Source organism: Mesorhizobium sp. ESP-6-2, assembly GCF_020164675.1.
Classification (GTDB): Bacteria; Pseudomonadota; Alphaproteobacteria; order Rhizobiales; family Rhizobiaceae; genus Mesorhizobium.
The window spans coordinates 630,191-648,724 of record NZ_JAIUGT010000001.1; the positions used below are offsets into that span (position 1 = coordinate 630,191).

The 18,534-nt window shown below is 65.4% G+C and carries 19 protein-coding genes; 14 read left to right on the plus strand and 5 right to left on the minus strand.

The window, feature by feature from the left end:
- Nucleotides 1–13 precede the first annotated feature (13 nt).
- Nucleotides 14–730: a ribonuclease PH gene (gene rph / locus LB532_RS03135; protein ID WP_140491814.1), complete on the minus strand. Its 717-nt coding sequence runs from the start codon at nt 728–730 to the stop codon at nt 14–16.
- Between the two features lie 202 nt (nt 731–932).
- On the opposite strand from rph, the gene hrcA reads away from it, so the two are divergent.
- The 6 genes from hrcA (at nt 933) to LB532_RS03165 (ending at nt 6,625) form a co-directional block, all read left to right on the plus strand.
- Nucleotides 933–2,030 carry a heat-inducible transcriptional repressor HrcA gene (hrcA, locus tag LB532_RS03140; protein ID WP_140639456.1) on the plus strand — a complete coding sequence of 366 codons (1,098 nt, stop codon included), beginning with the start codon at nt 933–935 and terminating at the stop codon, nt 2,028–2,030.
- Nucleotides 2,031–2,067: 37 nt separating this feature from the next.
- The gene (locus LB532_RS03145; RefSeq protein ID WP_140554504.1) at nt 2,068–2,262 is read left to right on the plus strand and encodes a hypothetical protein; all 195 of its coding nucleotides are present in this window, start codon (nt 2,068–2,070) and stop codon (nt 2,260–2,262) included.
- Nucleotides 2,263–2,387: 125 nt separating this feature from the next.
- Nucleotides 2,388–3,758 (plus strand): PQQ-dependent sugar dehydrogenase, encoded by a 1,371-nt coding sequence (locus LB532_RS03150; RefSeq protein ID WP_140639455.1) that lies wholly within the window; start codon nt 2,388–2,390, stop codon nt 3,756–3,758.
- Between the two features lie 128 nt (nt 3,759–3,886).
- Complete coding sequence (locus LB532_RS03155) at nt 3,887–4,504, plus strand: LysE family translocator (RefSeq protein WP_140639454.1); 618 nt, start codon at nt 3,887–3,889, stop codon at nt 4,502–4,504.
- Nucleotides 4,505–4,696: 192 nt separating this feature from the next.
- Nucleotides 4,697–5,677 carry a cysteine synthase A gene (cysK, locus tag LB532_RS03160; protein WP_140639453.1) on the plus strand — a complete coding sequence of 327 codons (981 nt, stop codon included), beginning with the start codon at nt 4,697–4,699 and terminating at the stop codon, nt 5,675–5,677.
- Between the two features lie 321 nt (nt 5,678–5,998).
- Nucleotides 5,999–6,625, plus strand: coding sequence for a glutathione S-transferase family protein (locus LB532_RS03165; protein WP_140639452.1), 627 nt, complete (start codon nt 5,999–6,001; stop codon nt 6,623–6,625).
- 33 nt (nt 6,626–6,658) lie between these two features.
- Here the strand turns inward: LB532_RS03165 and LB532_RS03170 are convergent, their stop codons facing one another.
- Together LB532_RS03170 and LB532_RS03175 are read right to left on the minus strand one after the other, a co-directional pair.
- The gene (locus LB532_RS03170; RefSeq protein ID WP_140639578.1) at nt 6,659–7,903 is read right to left on the minus strand and encodes an RNA polymerase sigma factor; all 1,245 of its coding nucleotides are present in this window, start codon (nt 7,901–7,903) and stop codon (nt 6,659–6,661) included.
- A gap of 7 nt (nt 7,904–7,910) precedes the next feature.
- Nucleotides 7,911–8,279, minus strand: coding sequence for a YciI family protein (locus LB532_RS03175; RefSeq protein WP_140554494.1), 369 nt, complete (start codon nt 8,277–8,279; stop codon nt 7,911–7,913).
- A 262-nt stretch (nt 8,280–8,541) separates the two neighbouring features.
- Here LB532_RS03175 and LB532_RS03180 point away from each other — a divergent pair, with 262 nt between their 5' ends.
- The 3 genes from LB532_RS03180 to LB532_RS03190 all read left to right on the plus strand — a co-directional run bounded on the left by LB532_RS03180 (nt 8,542) and on the right by LB532_RS03190 (nt 12,069).
- Entirely contained in the window at nt 8,542–9,501 is a 960-nt protein-coding gene (locus LB532_RS03180) for a TAXI family TRAP transporter solute-binding subunit (protein ID WP_140639451.1), read from the plus strand.
- A 67-nt stretch (nt 9,502–9,568) separates the two neighbouring features.
- Nucleotides 9,569–11,689, plus strand: coding sequence for a TRAP transporter permease (locus LB532_RS03185; protein WP_140639450.1), 2,121 nt, complete (start codon nt 9,569–9,571; stop codon nt 11,687–11,689).
- Nucleotides 11,686–12,069: a DUF1850 domain-containing protein gene (locus tag LB532_RS03190; RefSeq protein WP_140639449.1), complete on the plus strand. Its 384-nt coding sequence runs from the start codon at nt 11,686–11,688 to the stop codon at nt 12,067–12,069. The genes LB532_RS03185 and LB532_RS03190 overlap by 4 nt, the downstream gene beginning before the upstream one ends.
- Nucleotides 12,070–12,381: 312 nt before the next feature.
- Here the strand turns inward: LB532_RS03190 and LB532_RS03195 are convergent, their stop codons facing one another.
- Nucleotides 12,382–12,522 (minus strand): hypothetical protein, encoded by a 141-nt coding sequence (locus LB532_RS03195; protein WP_013892047.1) that lies wholly within the window; start codon nt 12,520–12,522, stop codon nt 12,382–12,384.
- Nucleotides 12,523–12,922: 400 nt separating this feature from the next.
- Here LB532_RS03195 and LB532_RS03200 point away from each other — a divergent pair, with 400 nt between their 5' ends.
- From LB532_RS03200 to ligD, 3 genes are all read left to right on the plus strand, one after another.
- Nucleotides 12,923–13,429: a ferritin-like domain-containing protein gene (locus LB532_RS03200; RefSeq protein ID WP_140639448.1), complete on the plus strand. Its 507-nt coding sequence runs from the start codon at nt 12,923–12,925 to the stop codon at nt 13,427–13,429.
- Between the two features lie 108 nt (nt 13,430–13,537).
- Nucleotides 13,538–14,416: a Ku protein gene (locus tag LB532_RS03205; RefSeq protein ID WP_140639447.1), complete on the plus strand. Its 879-nt coding sequence runs from the start codon at nt 13,538–13,540 to the stop codon at nt 14,414–14,416.
- A 12-nt stretch (nt 14,417–14,428) separates the two neighbouring features.
- Nucleotides 14,429–16,939 (plus strand): DNA ligase D, encoded by a 2,511-nt coding sequence (ligD, locus tag LB532_RS03210; RefSeq protein ID WP_140639446.1) that lies wholly within the window; start codon nt 14,429–14,431, stop codon nt 16,937–16,939.
- A 78-nt stretch (nt 16,940–17,017) separates the two neighbouring features.
- Here the strand turns inward: ligD and LB532_RS03215 are convergent, their stop codons facing one another.
- Nucleotides 17,018–17,692 (minus strand): ArsR/SmtB family transcription factor, encoded by a 675-nt coding sequence (locus tag LB532_RS03215; protein WP_140639445.1) that lies wholly within the window; start codon nt 17,690–17,692, stop codon nt 17,018–17,020.
- A gap of 161 nt (nt 17,693–17,853) precedes the next feature.
- Here LB532_RS03215 and LB532_RS03220 point away from each other — a divergent pair, with 161 nt between their 5' ends.
- Nucleotides 17,854–18,186 carry an NIPSNAP family protein gene (locus LB532_RS03220; protein ID WP_140639444.1) on the plus strand — a complete coding sequence of 111 codons (333 nt, stop codon included), beginning with the start codon at nt 17,854–17,856 and terminating at the stop codon, nt 18,184–18,186.
- On the plus strand, nt 18,183–18,527 hold the full coding sequence (locus tag LB532_RS03225; RefSeq protein WP_140639443.1) for an antibiotic biosynthesis monooxygenase family protein: 345 nt from the start codon (nt 18,183–18,185) through the stop codon (nt 18,525–18,527). The genes LB532_RS03220 and LB532_RS03225 overlap by 4 nt, the downstream gene beginning before the upstream one ends.
- Nucleotides 18,528–18,534 lie beyond the last annotated feature (7 nt).

Below are 18,534 nucleotides of genomic sequence, written 5' to 3' on the forward strand. Positions count from 1 at the left end.
CGGCATCTAAAACTCACGCCACCGCCATCTGCTGCAGGCTGACCAGTCGTTGTATGCCTTTCTTGGCCAGGCCCATCAGCTCGGCGAACTGCCCTTCCGAAAAGGGCTCGCCCTCGGCTGTGCCCTGGATCTCGACGATGCCGCCCTTGCCGGTCATGACGAAATTGGCGTCGGTGCCGGCGGAGGAATCTTCGAGATAATCGAGGTCGATGACCGGCTGGCCGTCATGGATGCCGCAGGAAATCGCCGCGACATGATCCTTCAGCACCTTGGCGACGCTCACCATCTGCCGGGCTTCCATCCAGCGCAGGCAATCGTAAAGCGCCACCCAGCCGCCGGTGATGGAGGCGGTGCGGGTGCCGCCATCGGCCTGGATGACGTCGCAGTCGACGGTGATCTGCTGCTCGCCCAGCGCTTGCAGGTCGACCACGGCGCGCAGCGAGCGGCCGATCAGCCGCTGGATCTCCAGCGTGCGCCCGCCCTGCTTGCCGGCGGAGGCCTCGCGGCGCATGCGCTCGCCGGTCGAGCGCGGCAGCATGCCGTATTCGGCCGTCACCCAGCCTTTTCCGGAATTGCGCATCCAGCCCGGCACCTTTTCCTCCAGGCTTGCCGTGCACAGCACATGCGTGTCGCCGAACTTCACCAGGCACGAGCCTTCGGCATGTTTGGAGACGCCGCGCTCGAAGGATATGGCGCGCATTTCGTCGAACTGGCGTTTGGAGGGGCGCATTCGGCCTGCTTTCTTGTCAGCTTTTTGAATCTTGGCGGACTTTTAGACGCATGCGGGGCACGGCGTAAAGGAAAATGGACCGGCGACAGCAAACGCGACACCGGGTGATCGCCCAACGCGACACCGGGTGATCGCAAGTGCGACACTGGGTTGCGCGTAGCGCGGCGAAGTCTATATCCTTGAACCGGAGGTTATGGCCGCAATGACCAAGGCAGTCGATCCCGCTTCGCAGTCGCTCGCTCTTCACGCGCCGGCACTTCAGGCGCTCGATATGCGCTCGCGCGACATCTTCCGGCGTATCGTTGATTCCTATCTGAGGGACGGCGAGCCCGTGGGATCGCGCAGCCTGTCGCGCATCCTGCCGTCCTCGCTGTCGCCGGCCACCATCCGCAACGTGATGAGCGACCTCGAACATCTCGGCCTGATCTACGCGCCGCACGTCTCCGCCGGCCGCCTGCCGACCCAGGCCGGCCTGCGCTTCTTCGTCGACGCCTTCATGGAACTGGGCGACCTCTCCGACGAGGAGCGGCGCAGCATCGAGGCGCAGGTGCGCGCCTCCGGCTCGGGCGCCACGCTGGAACACATGCTGACCGAGGCCAGCCAGATGCTGTCTGGCATGTCGCGCGGCGCCGGCCTGGTGCTGGCCGCCAAGAACGAGGTGGCGCTCAAGCACATCGAGTTCATCCAGCTCGAGCCGACAAAGGCGCTGACCGTGATGGTGTCGCAGAACGGCGACGTCGAGAACCGGGTCATCGATCTGCCGGCCGGCATCACCGTCTCGCAATTGCACGAGGCCTCGAATTTCCTCAACGCCCATATTCGCGGCCGTACGCTGGCCGAGGCGCGGGCGGAGGTCGCGCGTATCAAGGAAGAGACAAGGGCAGCGCTCGACACGCTGTCGCAGGACCTGGTGGAGAAGGGGCTGGCGGTGTGGGCCGGCGCGGAAAGCGGCTTGCCGGCGCGCCTGATCGTGCGCGGCCGCGCCAATCTGCTCGAAAACGTCACCGCCCAGGCCGACATCGAACTCTTGCGCCACCTGTTCGAGGACATGGAGACGCAGGACGGGCTGATCCAGCTGCTCGACCTCGCCGAGGCGGGACCGGGCGTGCGCATCTTCATCGGCTCGGAAAACAAGCTTTTCTCGCTCTCCGGCTCGTCGCTCGTCGTGGCGCCCTACCGCGACAAGGACGCCCGCGTCGTCGGCGCGCTCGGCGTCATCGGCCCGACGCGGCTCAACTATGCCCGCATTGTCCCGATGGTCGACTATACGGCGCAGCTGATATCGCGCATGCTGCGCTGAGAGCTGGGATCGATCCAGACGGCCGAGGAGGAAAAAAATGGCGCTGGAATCGTTCAAGGCCCAGATCAGCCTGCTGCTGGAGGAGATGGTCAACCAGCCTGAGGATGTGCGGGAAGTGCAGGAGCAATTGCGCGAGAAGCTGCGCGAAATGCGCGCCATGGGCATGCCGCTGCCGGCCGACCTCGTCGAACTGGAAAAGAACCTCGACGCCGATCTCGACGCGGATACTTGACCCGAATTCCTTCAACTCCCCGTGTCGTCCGGAACGACTGCCGAGCCCGCCCGTTCCCTTGATGCATGTGATCCTCGGTCTTGGGACAACGACATGCATAGCGAAGCGAAAAGCTGGAGACTGGGATGATCAGACTTGCCGGCGCCGTGGCGATCCCTGCAGCCTTGCTTTTCACCGCGACGGCATTGGCCCAGCAGACAGAGCCGGTGCTCAAGGGCGCGGCCGCATTCGGTGACTGGCGGGCCGACGAGCCGGGCGTGCGCCGGCTGATCAGCCCGCAAGACCAGCCCAGGCCCTATGTCACCAGATCCGCCTCGAACAGCGCCGGTCCGGTGCAAAGGCCGCAAGGCGCCGAGCCGCGGCTGCCGGCGGGTTTTTCGGCGGAACTGATCGCTTCGGGCATCGACAATCCGCGCGTCGTGCGTGTCGCGCCCAATGGCGACCTGTTCGTCGCCGACAGCGAGGCCAACCAGATCCGCGTCTACCGTCTCGGCGAGGGCAGCGCGAAACCTGTCAAGGACGGCATCTTCGCCCGCAATCTCAACCGGCCCTACGGCATCGCCTTCTATCCGCCAGGGGACAGCCCGCAATGGATCTATGTCGCCAACAGCGACAGCATCGTGCGCTTTCCCTACCGCGATGGCGACCTGAAGGCGTCCGGCGAGCCGGAAACGATTGTCCGCGACATTCCAGCCACTCATCACTGGACCCGCGACATCGCCTTCTCGGCGGACGGCAAGACGCTGTATCTCTCGGTCGGTTCCGGCTCGAACGCCGCCCAGGACATGGCAAGAAAACCGCGCGGCGGGCTCGACGCCTGGGCCAGGTCGAAGCCGCTCGGCGCCACCTGGGGCGCGGAGGAAGGCCGCGCCGACGTCATGGCTTTCGACCCGGACGGTAGGAATGGCCGCATCGTTGCCACCGGCCTGCGCAATTGTTCGGGCATGGCCGTCCAGCCGGCGGCGGGCGCGCTGTGGTGCGTGGTCAACGAGCGCGACGCGCTCGGCGACAACGTGCCGTTCGAATATGCGACCGAAGTGAGGGAAGGCGCCTTCTACGGCTGGCCCTGGTACTATATCGGCGACAATGAGGATCCGCGCCACAAGGGCGCGCGTCCCGACCTTGCCGGCAAGGTCACCGTTCCCGACATTCTGATGCAGGCGCATTCAGCGCCGCTCAACATCGCCTTCTACGACGGCAGGAATGCCCGCGCGGGATCCGGTTTTCCGGCCGAATACAGGGGCGACGCCTTCGTCGCCCTGCACGGTTCGTGGAATCGCGGCAACAGGACCGGCTACAAGGTGGTGCGGCTCAAGTTCAAGGACGGCAAGCCGACCGGCGAATATGAGGATTTCATGACCGGCTTCGTCACCTCCGGCGGCGAGGTCTGGGGCCGGCCGGTCGGCGTGGCGGTGGCGAACGACGGCGCGCTGATCGTCACCGAGGACGGCAACGGCACCATCTGGCGCGTGACCTACGGCGACGGGCGGTCCTGATCCGCTTGGGAGGTCCCGAGCGCGGGGCATGCCTGGTGCAACCAAATCCGCATCCAGGCAATTCCCGCCCGCGAAACTCTGTGCGACAAGGCGCCGTCCCAGCAGTTCGCGGACGCAAGGCTCGATCCATGACCCTCACCGGCTTCCTCGCCTACAGCGCCGCCCTCGGCTTGGCCGCGGCCATTCCCGGCCCCGGCGTCACCGCGCTTGTGGCGCGCGCGCTCGGTTCCGGCTTCCGCTCCTCGCTGGCCATGTCCTTCGGCCTGATGCTCGGCGACCTTCTTTATCTCACCGCCGTGGTGCTTGGGCTTGCCTTTGTCGCGCAGACCTTCGGCCTGGTGTTCCTCGCCGTCAAATGGGCCGGCGTCGCCTATCTCGCCTTCCTCGGCTGGCGCTTCTGGACCGCCGGCATCACGCCCGAGACGGTCGAGGCCAGGAAGAGCAAGGGCGGGCTGGCGTCGAGCTTCCTCGCCGGCCTGACGGTGACGCTCGGCAATCCGAAGACGATGATCTTCTATCTCGCCATCACGCCGACCATCGTCGACCTCAAGACCATCACGCTGGCCGATTACGGCATCCTCGCCGCACTCACCGTCCTCGTCCTGTTCGTGGTGCTGGTGCCTTATCTGGCGCTGGCGGCCAAGGCGCGCTGGTTCCTGCGCTCGCCGCGCGCCCTGAAAGCGTTGAACCGCACCGCGGCCGGCTTCATGGTCGGCGCCGCGGCGGCGATCGCCGCCCGTCAATAGGGCCGTTTGCGCCAAATCATTCCGTCGGTCCGGCTGTTCGGGAAACGCTTTTCCGAGGCCGGGGCGTTTTAGACACGCACCCCACTCGGATATTTTCGGGCGACGGTCTATCTTGCGTGAGTGGAAGCCCTATCCTGGCCGCCATCCGCCTGAGATCAGTTCCATCCGCCTGACATTCTGGGAGCCAAACCAATGACCAAGTCCGTCGCCTCCGCTCGTGTTCCCGGCCGCGGCCGCATCTACAATTCCATCACCGATACGATCGGCGACACGCCACTGGTGCGGCTCGACAAATTCGCCAAGGAGAAGGGCATCGTTGCCCATCTCATCGCCAAGCTCGAATTCTTCAACCCGATCGCCTCGGTCAAGGACCGGATCGGCGTGGCGATGATCGAGGCGCTCGAGGCATCGGGCAAGATCGCTCCCGGCAAGACGACGCTGATCGAGCCGACTTCGGGCAATACCGGCATAGCGCTTGCCTTCGCCGCCGCCGCCAAGGGCTACAAGCTGATCCTCACCATGCCCGAAACCATGTCGGTCGAGCGCCGCAAGATGCTGGCGCTGCTCGGCGCCGAACTGGTCCTGACCGAAGGGCCGAAAGGCATGAAGGGCGCCATCGCCAAGGCCGACGAACTGGCGGCGACCATCCCCAACGCCATCATCCCGCAGCAGTTCGAAAATCCGGCCAATCCCGAGATCCATCGCACGACGACGGCCGAGGAGATCTGGAACGACACCCAGGGCGAGGTCGACATCGTCGTCTCCGGCATCGGCACCGGCGGCACCATCACCGGCGTCGGCCAGGTGCTGAAGAAGCGCAAGCCCTCGCTGCATGTCGTCGCGGTCGAGCCGGAAACCTCGCCGGTGCTCTCGGGCGGCCAGCCCGGCCCGCACAAGATCCAGGGCATCGGCGCCGGCTTCGCGCCAAAAATCCTCGACACCACCATCTATGACGAGATCGTCAAAGTCTCGAACGAGGATTCGGTCGCCAATGCCCGCCTCGTCGCCCGGCTGGAAGGCGTGCCCGTCGGCATCTCCTCGGGCGCCGCCCTGCAGGCGGCGATCGTCGTCGGCTCGCGGCCGGAGAACAAGGACAAGAACCTCGTGGTGATCATCCCCTCCTTCGCCGAGCGTTATTTGTCGACGATCCTGTTCGAAGGGCTGGGGGCGTAGTCACCAGCACGCAGCATAAATTCGTCCCGATCCGTCGCGCCCCCCTCTGCCCTACCGGGCATCTCCCCCACAAGGGGGAGATTGGCCGTCACCTCGACCTCCGCCAATCTCCCACGCTGCAAGGTGGAGCGAACCGCCGACGCTGCCGATCTCCGGGGAGATGTCCGGCAGGACAGAGGGGGCGCTGTTCCGCCGACGTCAATATGTTGATCGTAAGCCTGGCCCGCTGAAAAACCAGCCGTGGCGGATACCGCGGGCTTGAGCAGCGCCCTGCTTCCGGTTCATATCGCCCCCGGCCCCGCAGGGCCGGCGGAGGACCTCATGTACAAGCTCTACACCCGTCCCGGCAGCGGCGGCTTCGTTGTCGAGGCGGCCCTGGCGCTGGCCAAGGCGCCGTTCGAGCAGATCGACGTACCGAAATCCGACCGGCCCGATCCCGCTTTCCTCGACATCAGCCCCCTGAACCAGGTGCCGGTGCTGACCTTGCCGGACGGCCGCTCGCTGACCGAATCGGCGGCCATCTGCATCCTGCTCGCCGAACGCCATCCGCAGGCCGGGCTGGCGCCGGCGGCCGATGCGCCGGCCCGCGCCGACTTCCTGCGCTGGATGGCGTTCATGTCGTCGGCTCTCTATCCGGCGGTGCTGCGCTTCTACTACGCTCACCGCTACACGGCTGATGCCGAGGGCACCAAGGCGGTCAAGCTGGCGGCCGTGGCCGAGATGGACCGCGGCTTCGCCGTCGTCGATGCCGCCTTGCGCGGCCGCGACTGGCTGGCGGGCGAGGCGATGTCGGTGGCCGATATCTATCTGGCCATGCTGGTGGCTTGGCATCCCGACAGCGGCAAGGCACGCACCGCCTGGCCCGACATCGAACGCCTGTGGGCCAAGCTTCGCGAGCACCCGCTGATGAAGACGCTCAACGCATCGCACGAAATGTGGCCGGGTTGAACGGGCCGTCGCCAAGCACCGCGCTCGGGCATTTCAATGCCTGAGCGTCGCGCGTTTTACCTGCAGGAAACGGCGTACCGCCGGATCGCTTTCGAGGCCGATCGCCCGGTCATAGGCTTCGACCGCCTGCGGCACCTGGCCGAGCCTGGCCAGAAGGCCGGCGCGCGCGGCCCAATATGGCTGGTAATTGTTGAGCCGCTTGTCGTCGCCAAGCACGTAAAGGGCCGCCAGCCCCGCCACGGCGCCCTCAGCTTCGGCGATCGCCACCGCGCGGTTGATCGCCACCACGGGCGATCGTGCAATCGAAAGCAAGGCGTCGTAGAATTCGCGGATCGCCACCCAGTCGGTCTCGCCGCTCAGCCGCCGCGCCGCGTGAACGGACTGCACGGCCGCTTCGAGCTGATAGCGGCCGATGGCGTCCAGAGTGGCGGCGCGGCCGAGCAGGGCTTCCGCCTCGTTGATCAGCGCATGATCCCACAGCGCATGGTCCTGCTCGGCGAGCGGCACATACTCTCCGGACCCATCGCGGCGTGCGGTGCGGCGCGCCTCGGCGAACAGCATCAGCGCAAGCAGGCCCAGCGCCTCCGGTTCGTCCGGCAGTAGCGAGGCCACAAGCCTGCCGAGCCAGATTCCTTCGGTGGCCAGGTTCCGGCGCCGCGTCTCGGTGCCCGCCGGGTCGGACCAGCCCTCGGCGAAGGTCGCGTATATGGCCTCCAGCACGGTATCCAGGCGCTCGCCGAGTTCGGCCCGCTCCGGTACGCGGAACGGAATGCCGGCTTCGCGAATGCGGGCCTTGGCCCGCACCAGGCGCTGGCCCATTGTCGCCGGCGGGACCAGGAAGGCGGAGGCGATCGTCGCTGCGTCGAAGCCAAGGACGGCCTGCAGGATCAATGGCGCGCGCACGCCAGGTTCGATCGCCGGATGCGCGCAGGCGAACATCAGCCGCAGCCGCTCGTCGGGCAGGTCCTGGTCGGTCATGCACGCCTCCGCCTCCTCGGCAATCAGCTTGAGATGGTCGCGGCCGGCTTCGCTGGTGAGCCGCCGCCGCACCGCGTCGACACGCCGGCGCCTTGCCACGGCAAGCAGCCAGGCCTCCGGCTTTTCGGGCACGCCGGTTCGCGGCCAGCGTTCGAGCGCCGCGGCAAAGGCGTCGGCCAGCGCGTCCTCGGCGGCGGCCACGTCGCGCGTGCGCGCCGCGAGCCACGCGACCAGCTTGCCGTAGCTTTGCCGGGCGGCGGCCTCGGCGGCTGCCCGGGCAATCTGCGCGCTGCTGTCCATCACATCGTCATTTCTTGGGCATGTATTCGGCCATTTCCCAAATCGGCCGCAACTCGACCGTGCCGGTGCTGGCCGCCGGGCAGCGCGCCGCCCATTCGATGGCGGTATCGATGTCGGGCGCCTCGATCATGTAGAAGCCGGCAAGCTGCTCCTTGGTGTCGGCATAGGGGCCGTCGATCACGTTGGTCTTGCCGTCGGTGATCCGCACCGAGGTGGTTGCCTGGGTCGGGCGCAGCCTTTCTCCGGCCAGCCACGCGCCGGATTTCTTCAACGCTTCGGTATAGGCGCCATAGGCCGCGCTCATCTGTTGGGCCTTCTCGATCGGCGTGTTCGCCAGTGCGGCCTCGTCGTTGTTGATCAAAAGCATGTATCGCATGGGTCTTCTCCCGTGGTTTCGTAGGCCGCGTCCTTGCGAGCCGGACATATGTCGCGCGGCAAGGGCCGATTTCGACAGGTGCCGGAAAAAATCTTTCGACCACGGTCGCGTCCCGCGCAAGCCGGGAGCTGTTTCCGCATCCATTCAACCGTTCGTCTAATGAATGCAATTGCGGGTTGGCATTTGCGGCGCGCCGTCTAAACTCGGCCGGTTCGCATCGAGGAGGTGGTGCGGCTGCCAATATTTTCAGGGAGGAAACCGGATGTTCCATTTCAGAACGAAGTTCGTTGCAGCCGGCGCAATGGCGCTTTCGCTCGGGCTCGGCATTGCCTCGGCCAGGGCACAGGAATTCATCAACGTGCTGACCGGTGGCACGTCGGGCGTCTACTACCCGCTCGGCGTGGCGCTGTCGGAAATCTACGGCAAGGGCATCGCAGGCGCCCGCACCCAGGTGCAGGCCACCAAGGCTTCGGTCGAGAACCTCAATCTGCTGCAGCAGGGCAAGGGCGAGATCGCCTTCGCGCTCGGCGATTCCGTCAAGATGGCCGCCGAAGGCAATGCCGAGGCCGGCTTCCCCGGCAAGCTCGACAAATTGCGCGGCATCGCCGCCATCTACCCCAACTACATCCAGATCGTCGCCAGCCAGGAATCCGGCATCAAGACGCTGGTCGACCTCAAGGGAAAGAGCCTGTCGGTCGGCGCGCCGGCCTCCGGCACCGAGCTCAACGCGCGTGCCATCTTTGCCGCCGCCGGGCTGAAATACGAGGATCTCGGACGGGTCGAATACCTGCCCTTCGCCGAATCGGTCGAGCTGATCAAGAACCGCCAGCTCGACGCCACGCTGCAGTCGGCCGGCCTTGGCGTCGCCTCGATCCGCGACCTCGCCACCTCCGTGCCGATCAATGTCGTCGCCGTGCCCGCTGAGGACGTCGCCAAGATCGGCGCGCCCTATCTGTCGGTGGTCATCCCCAAGGGCACCTATGAGGGCCAGGCCGAGGACGTCGCGACCGCCGCCGTCGGCAATTTCCTCATCACCCGCGCCGACGTTTCCGACGAGACGGCCTATCAGATGACCAAGCTGATGTTCGAACATCTCGACCAGCTCGCCGCCGCCCACGCCGCCGCCAAGGCGATCGACCCTGCCAAGGCGCTCGACGGCATGCCGGTGCCGCTGCATCCGGGCGCGGAGCGCTACTACAAGGAGAAGGGGCTGTTGAAATAGGGGGGTAATCGGACATGTCTTCGCCAGCCGCCTCCCTCTGCCATTCGCTCATCCTGGAGTGTGTCGGATGAGCGAAGCAACGCCTGGAACAACAACCGACAGCAAACCGGCGGCGTTCCACCTCCCCACCGCCGAAGAGCAGGTGGAAGGACTGCCGCCGGGCTTTGGCGACGGCATCGCCGGCAAGGCTGCTTTCGCCATTGCCGTCGCCTTTTCGGTGTTCCAGATCTACGTCGCGGCCTATGGCAGCATTCCGAGCCAGGTGGTGCGGGCCATGCATGTCGGCTTCCTGCTGCTGCTCGGCTTCGCGCTGATCGCCAATCTGCGCGCCAAAAGCGTGCCGGCAAAAACCCTGTTCTGGGCGCTCGGCGTGCTCGGCTTCGGCACCGGCCTCTATAACTGGGTGTTCTACACCGACCTCATCCGCCGCTCCGGCTTCCTCACCACGCCGGACCTGGTCGTCGGCGCGGTGCTGGTGGTGCTGGTCTTCGAGGCGGCCCGGCGGCTGATGGGATTGCCGCTGGCGATCATCGCATTCATCTTCCTCGCCTATTGCTTCGTCGGCAACCATCTGCCGCCGCCCTTCATCCATCGCGGCTACGATTTCGCCCAGCTCGTCGATACTTTCGCCTACGGCACCGAAGGCATATACGGCACGCCGATCTATGTTTCGGCCGCCTATATCTTCATCTTCGTGGTCTTTGCCGCCTTTCTCGAACGCGCCGGCATGATCGCGCTGTTCAACGATTTCGCGCTTGGCCTGGTCGGCTCGTGGCGGGGCGGGCCGGCGCAGGTCTGCGTCCTGTCCTCGGCGCTGATGGGCACCATCTCCGGCTCCGGCGTCGCCAATGTGGTGGCGAGCGGCCAGTTCACCATCCCGCTGATGAAGCGCTTCGGCTTCCGGTCGGCCTTCGCCGGCGCCGTCGAGGCGACCTCCTCGATGGGCGGCCAGATCATGCCGCCGGTGATGGGCGCGGTCGCGTTCATCATGGCCGAGACGCTGAACATCCCCTATGCCGAAGTGGTCAAGGCGGCGATCATCCCGGCGCTGCTCTATTTCGGCGCCTGTTTCTGGCAGGTGCATCTGGAAGCCGGCAAGGCCGGCCTGCACGGCATGGCCAAGGCCGAACTGCCCAATCCCTGGGATGCCGTGCGCCAGCACTGGCCGCTGGTGCTGCCGCTGGCGGCCCTCATCTATCTCCTGTTTGCCGGCTACACACCGATCTTCGCGGGCACGATGGGCCTGGCGCTGACCATCGTGCTCATCCTCGGCACGCCGCTGGCGGCCCTGATCGGCCCGCTCGCCTTCCGCGTCGTCTTCTGGCTGGCGCTCGGGCTCGCTGCCGCCTCGTTCATGCGCTTCGGCGTCAACATTCTGGGCCTCGTCATCGCCGCGCTCGTCGTCGCCTGCTTCGCCTTCAAGGGCGGGCGCGAAACGCTGCGGATCTGCGTGGATTCACTCGCCGAAGGGGCCAAGAACGCGCTGCCGGTCGGCATCGCCTGCGCTATCGTCGGCATCGTCATCGGCACGCTGACGCTGACCGGCATCGCCTCCACTTTCATCGGCTGGATCATTTCCATCGGCGAGGACAATCTGTTCCTGTCGCTGGTGCTGACCATGCTCACCTGCCTGGTGCTCGGCATGGGCATTCCGACCATCCCCAATTACATCATCACCTCGTCGCTGGCCGGGCCGGCGCTGTTGTCGCTCGGCGTACCGCTGGTGGTCAGCCACATGTTCGTCTTCTATTTCGGCATCATGGCCGACCTGACGCCGCCCGTGGCGCTGGCCGCCTTCGCTGCCGCACCAATGGCCAGGGAGAGCGGCCTCAAGATCGGCATCCAGGCGACCAAGCTTGCCATTGCCGGCTTCGTCGTGCCGTTCATGGCGGTCTATACACCGGCGCTCATGCTGCAGGATCCCGGCCCGATCGCCGCCCAGTTCGGCTACCCCGTCGAGGTCGCCTACATCGTCGTCAAGGCGTGCATGGGCATCGTGCTGTGGGGTGCCGCCGCGGTCGGCTTCCTTGCCAGGCGCATGGCGTGGTGGGAACGGCTCCTCGCCTTCTGTGCCGGCGTGCTGCTGGTCGCGGCGATCCCGCTCACCGACGAGACGGGCTGGGCACTGTCGTTCGCCTGGATCGGCTGGCATTTCTGGCGCGCGCGGCGGGTGATGGCCAAGGCATGAGCCTGTGTATCCTTGCCGCGGGCAAGACGGTGACGCTGGCGGCCGCCGCCTTCACCCTGTCCTGGACGCATTCGGTGGAGCGCACGCGCTGGGAGGAGCACTGGAAGGTAACGCCTTCCGGCCTGCAAGTCACCGAGGCGCGCATAAAGGGCTCGGGCGCCGGCATGGAACCACCGGAGGGCGCGGTGCTGCGAGACGGCTGGTGGGCCTATGCTCCGAAGGTCGGGCCGCAGCGAAACCTCGCGCTCGCCGCCTCCGGCGCGACAGGTGATGGTTGGACATTGTGCACAGATCAGGGTTGCCGAGAACTCGGCAAGGTGGCCGGCGGGACGATTGTGCTGGAGCCGTGTGCGCCGGACGGCGCGGGCCTGCCGCGGTAGCGCACGATCATCCCGGCTGGAGCAAACGCTGTCGAAGACGGTCAGCGGATGGCTTACATCGAAGGGTATTCAGAAGGACGGCTTGGACTGGCCGACTGGACTGGGGCCCGACTGGACTGGAGAAGGTCGCTCACGCGGGCCTCGGCGGCTCGTGTCCTGAGACATTAAGCCGGCGAAGGCGGTCTCAAAGCCGCGACGATGTCGCGCGCCGCCGATCGGCGAAGGCCGGGCGCTCGGCGCGATAGGTGGTGGCGCGCGACTCGGCGTCCGGCCTGCAGATGCGGCTGTTGTGTCGGCTCTCGAAAGTCATGGTCAGTGCGCGCCCAGCGAGGTGCCGCGACGAGCGCAGGCCGGACCTGGCCCGCGCATGTAGTAGCGCTCGGGCCGATAGGTCGGCGCGACGAATTCGCGGATGGCTGCGGCATAGCCGATGAGGTGCGTGAGGAAGTTCATTTTACTTGGTCCCTGTCCCGACTTTCGGGTGTCCCTTCCGAATTGCGGAAATCATAGCGTCGAGGCGTGAATAGTCGGTGAACGCGATGTTAATTTCTGGTCGAAAACCCGTCGCTTCATGGCCGGAATGCGGCTGATTCGGGGTCTTTCCACGCCTTTTGTCGCCATTTCGTCGTGTGTGACTTTTGCATCACATATGTTTCGTTTGAATGTCGCCTGGGTGCGATTGCGTTTCAGCTTTCGCCCTGGCGGGAGAATTTCCTTGCTCGCCGCCGCAAGTCCGGAACCCCGCCCGGAACGAGACGTTGATTCTTCGTGCCGGCATGGCCGGCCCATGGGGCCGCCGACCTGCGGCCCCACGCTAACCCGCAACCGCAAGAGCAAAGGAAGGGCCGCAATCATGGGCTTCTTTTCGAAGGACATCAAAACCCTGGACGATCTCTTCGTGCACACGCTGCGCGACATCTATTATGCCGAAAAGCAGATCGAGAAGGCATTGCCGAAGATGATAGACAAGGCGACGGATCCGCAGCTGAAGGCCGGCTTCGAGAAACATCTCGAGCAGACCAAGGGCCATGTCGAGCGCGTCGAGCAGGTGTTCGAACTGCACGGCGTCAAGGCCAAGGAGGTCAACTGCCCTGCCATAGACGGCATCCTCGAGGAAGCCGACGACGTCAGCGGCGACGTCGACGACAAGGAGGTGCTGGACGCGGCGCTGATCGCCTCGGCGCAAGCGGTCGAGCACTATGAGATGACCCGCTATGGCACCTTGATCGCCTGGGCCAAGCAGCTTGGCCGCAGCGACTGCGCCAACGTGCTGGCCAAGAACCTCAAGGAAGAGCAGGCGACGGATCGCAAGCTGACCGAAATAGCGGAAAGCAAGATCAACCTGCAGGCCGCCGAATAGGGGCTGAAAGCCGGGGCCGGCGGCAATCGCGCCGGCCTTGGCAGACCTGATTGGAACCGTTGGGGTCGTCGCCCGTTCCAGCCTGATCTTTCTCTACAGGAAATCATCATGGCGCCGCGTCCCGCCTGGAGAGGCTATCTGAAGCTTTCGCTGGTCACCTGCGCCATCGAACTGACCAATGTCGTCACCCATGCCGAGAAGGTCTCTTTTCGCATCCTCAACCGCGAGACCGGCAACACGGTGAAGCGGATCTATGTCGACGCCGAAACCGGCAAGCCGCTTGAGGATGGCGACGAGATCAAGGGCTACGAGGACGACGATGGCAATTTCATCCACATCGAAGAGGACGAGATCGAGGCCATCCAGATCGAGTCCTCGCACACGATGAACCTCGACGGCTTCGTCGACAAATCCTCCATCGAACAGATCTATCTCGATACGCCCTATTACGTCGCGCCGGCCGACAAGGTCTCGCAGGACGCTTTCGCCGTCATCCGCGACGCGATGGCCGGCAAGAAGATGGCGGGTCTGGCGCGCATCGTGCTCTATCGGCGCGAACGTCCCGTGGTCATCGAACCGCTTGGCAAGGGCATGGTGCTGACGACCTTGCGCTACGACAACACGGTACGCCAGCCGGACACCGTCTTCGACGACATCGGAGCGGTGAAGACGGATCAGGAGATGACCGATCTGGCCGAGCTCATCATCGACAAGAAGAAAGCGAAGTTCGATCCCTCGAAATTCGAGGACAAATACGAGGATGCGCTGCTCGAACTGATCCGCGCCAAGAAGGCGGGCCGCAAGGCGCCGAAGGCCAAGGCGGCGCCCAAGCCGTCCAATGTCGTCAATCTCTTCGATGCGCTGAAGAAGAGCCTTTCGTCGGATGGCGGATCGGGCGAACGTCGCGGCAAGGCCTCGGCGAAAGCCAAGCCGGCGGCCAAGCGCGGCAAGCCGAAAGAAGCCGCGCCCAAGCGCAAATCGGCGTGAGGACACGAAGCGATGGCTAGCCTCGAACAATATCATGCCAAGCGCGATTTCAGGAAAACCGCCGAACCCCCAGGCAAGGTCGCCCGCGGCAAGAAGAGCGACGCCGGCGGCATCTTCGTCATCCACAAGCACGCCGCGACCCGGCTGCATTACGACCTGCGCCTCGAACATGCCGGCGTGCTGTGGAGCTGGGCGGTAACGCGCGGCCCGAGCCTCGATCCGCACGAGAAACGGCTGGCCGTGCATGTCGAGGACCATCCGATCGATTATGCGCCGTTCGAGGGCACCATTCCCAAGGGCGAATACGGCGCCGGCTCTGTCATCGTCTGGGACGAGGGCACATGGGTGCCCGAGGGCGATCCGGCCAAGGCGATGAAGAAGGGCCATCTCAATTTCGAGCTTAACGGCCACAAGCTGCACGGCCGCTGGCACCTGGTGCGGCTGAGACCGCGCCCCGGCGAGAAGCGCGACAACTGGCTGCTGATCAAATCGGACGATGGCGCGGCGCGGCCGGGCGAGGATATCCTGGAGGAAGCGCCGAAATCGGTGAAGTCGGGCCTGACGATCGAGGAGGTCGGGGCGGGCAAGGCCGCGAAAGGGGAAAAGGCGAAAGTCTGGCATTCCAACAAGCCTGCGGCCACCAAGGCGACGGCCGGACACGCAAAGCGCCTCGACTTCATCGAGCCGCAACTGGCCACGCTCGAGCGGGAAGCGCCGCCGGGCGAGGACTGGCTGCACGAGGTCAAGTTCGACGGCTATCGCATGCAGGCGCAGATCGCCGGCACGGACGTGCGGCTGCTCACCCGCACCGGCCTCGACTGGACGAAGAAGTTCGGCGACGCGATCGTCGCCGAACTCGCCGGATTGAAATGCACCAACGCCATCATCGACGGCGAGATCGTGGTGCTGGCCGACAGCGGCGTCTCTTCCTTCGCGCTTTTGCAGGCGGACCTGTCGGCGAAGCGCACGGACCGCTTCATCTACTACGTCTTCGACTTGATGCGGCTGAATGGGCGGGACCTGCGCCGCGAGCCGCTGGTCGAGCGCAAGCAGGCCTTGCAGGAATTGCTGGCCGGCCAGCCGGAGGAGTCGGCGGTCCGCTTCAGCGACCATTTCGCCGAGCCCGGCAAGGTGATGCTCGAGCATGCCTGTCGCATGGGACTGGAAGGCGTCGTCTCCAAGCGCGCCGACGCGGTCTACCGCAGCGGTCGCGGGCCGTCCTGGGTGAAGTCGAAATGCACGCTGCGACAGGAGTTCGTCATCGCCGGCTACCTGCCGTCCGACAAGACCGGGCGCGGGCTGCGTTCGCTGCTGCTCGGCTATTTCGAGGCCGGCAAGCTACACTATGCCGGCCGGGTCGGCACCGGCTTCTCGACCGGCGGCGCCAATGCCCTGAAGAAGAAGCTCGATGCTCTGCAAACGAAGTCGTCGCCCTTCGACAAGGCCGTGCCGAGGGGCAAGGGCCTGGTCTGGGTGAAGCCGGAGCTTGTCGGCGAAGTGGAGTTCCGCAGTTGGACCTCCGACCGTATAGTACGCCACGCCTCGTTCCAGGGGCTGCGCGAAGACAAGCCGGCGGAGGAAGTCGTGCAGGAAAAGCCGAAGACACCGACAGGCAAGAGCACGGCCCGGGCCAAGCCGGCGTCAGGCGGCGCAACGCCGGCAAGGGCAACCACCACGGTGAAGCTGTCCCATCCGGACAAGCTCCTGTGGCCCGACGAAAAGATATCCAAGCAGGGGCTGCTGGACCATTACGCGCTGGTGTGGCCGCGCATGAAACAATTCGTGGTCAACCGCCCGCTCAGCTTGGTCAGGGCCCCTGATGGTGTCGGCGGCCAGCGCTTCTTCCAGAAGCATGCCTCGCCCGGCATGCATGACAAGATCGAGAAGACGAGGGATCCCACGGATGGCGAGGAAATCCTGTTCATCCGTGACTTCGACGGCATCGCAGCTCTTGTCCAGCTCGGCGTGGTCGAGATCCACATCTGGGGTTGCACCATCGACGATCTGGAACGTCCCGACCAGATCGTCTTCGATCTCGATCCCGATGAAGGGGTCGACGTGAAGGCGGTGCGGGCGGCGGCGCTCGACATAAGGGGCAAGCTCGACGAGCTGTCGCTGCCCAATTTCGTCAAGACATCGGGCGGCAAGGGCTTTCATGTCGTCGTGCCGCTGAAACCGTCGGCCAACTGGGAGGAGGTGAAAGGCTTCGCCCATGATTTCGCGCGCGCGCTGGAACAGGGCGCGCCCGACCGCTACACCGCGACGCTGTCGAAGAAGGCGCGCACCGGCAAGATATTCGTCGACTATCTGCGCAATGGCAGCGGCGCGACCACGGTCGCGCCCTACTCGTCGCGGGCCAAGAAGGGTGCCACGGTGTCGATGCCGGTGACCTGGGCCGAGATCGAGGCCGGCCTGCCGCCGAACGCATTCCCCATCGGCGACAAGACGACACTGAAGCAGCTCGCGGAAGCCGATCCGTGGAAGGATTTCTTCAAGAAGGGGAAGGTGTTGAAGCGGGGGTAATTCTGGCCGCCTCTGAAGCGCAGCGATCCTTCGTGCCTGTCCCGCCGGCGAATCGATGCTGGCGACAGCGTCGACGCCTCAAGCCAAAAACACCTTCTCGAACGCCTGTTTGCCGGGCGGCGAAAAAATCACGGCGCGGCTGTCCTTCTCCCGGCGCGCCCATTTCTCGGTGAGGATCTTGTCGAGGATGGCGGCGCCCAGCGTGCCGGCGAGATGCGAGCGCCGTACGCTCCAGTCGAGGCAGGCGCGACACACCGGCCGCCGGGCCTTTGCCTCCACATCGATGCCCATCGCCGCGAAATGCGAGGCGGCCGAAGGCGCCAACCGGATTTCGCCGCGGTCTCGCAGCAGCAGCCGCCGGTCGATGAGACGGTCGAGCATCGCCACCGCCTGCTCGCCGGCAAGATGATCGTAGCAGACGCGCGCCACGCGCATCGCTCCGTCGCGCGGGCCCGGCCGCACGCGCTTGGGGCCGATGGCTTCGGCGACGCCGGCGATGGCTTCGATCATTTCAGCCACCTGCGGCCCGGCGAGCCCGTAATAGCGATGCCGGCCCTGGCTTGCCACGGTCAGCAGCCCGCCTTCCATCAGTTTCGACAGATGCGAGGAGGCGGTCGGCATCGATACGCCGGCCTCGAGCGCCAGTTCGCTCGCGGTCAGCGCCGTGCCGCCCATCAGTGCGTTGAGCATGTTGGCGCGGGCCGGGTCGCCGATCAGGCTGGCGATGCGGGCAATATCGGGTCCTTCACGCATAGTTTCATCCCTATCGAAGCATTCTCGCCAGATAATCACTATCCTTCGCTCAGCTCAAGGAGCGCTGACGATGCTCCTGACAGGAAACCGCTTAGCACAACGGCGTAGGCGACGTTTCGACAGAGATCGAATTATCTGTGCGCCAACTCAGGGAGACCGAAATGACCATCACCTGCTTCATCCGCTACGAGATCGATCCGTTCGGCAAGGCCGCGTTCGAGGAATATGCCCGTAACTGGGGCCAGGCCATTCCGCGCTGCGGCGCCGACCTGATCGGCTACTACGCGCCGCATGAAGGCTCGGCCACGACCGCCTATGCCGCCTACAACATAGAAAGCCTGGCCGCCTACGAAGCCTATAGGACCCGGCTTGCCGCCGACCCGGCTGGCAAGGCAAACTACGAATTCGCCCGCCGTGAAAAATTCATCCTCAAGGAGGATCGCATGTTCCTGAAACTGGCGTCCGGCCCGCACGCGAAGCTGGTGCTGCCGTGATCGCCGTCATCTTCGAGGTCGAGCCGGCCGCAGGCAGGCGCGATGCCTATCTGGGCATCGCCGCCCAGTTGCGGCCGCTGCTTGAAGGCATCGACGGCTTCATCTCGGTCGAGCGCTTCCAGAGCCTCGCCAATCCGGACCGCATCCTGTCACTATCGTTCTGGCGCGACGAGGAAGCGGTGAAGGCCTGGCGCAACACGCAAGAACACCGGCAGGCGCAGCAGGCCGGGCGCGGCGGCATCTTTGCCGGCTACCGCCTGCGCATCGCGCACGTCGTGCGTGATTATGGGTTGAGTGAAAGGCAACAGGCGCCGGTCGATAGCCGGGCCGTGAACGGGTAATACCTTT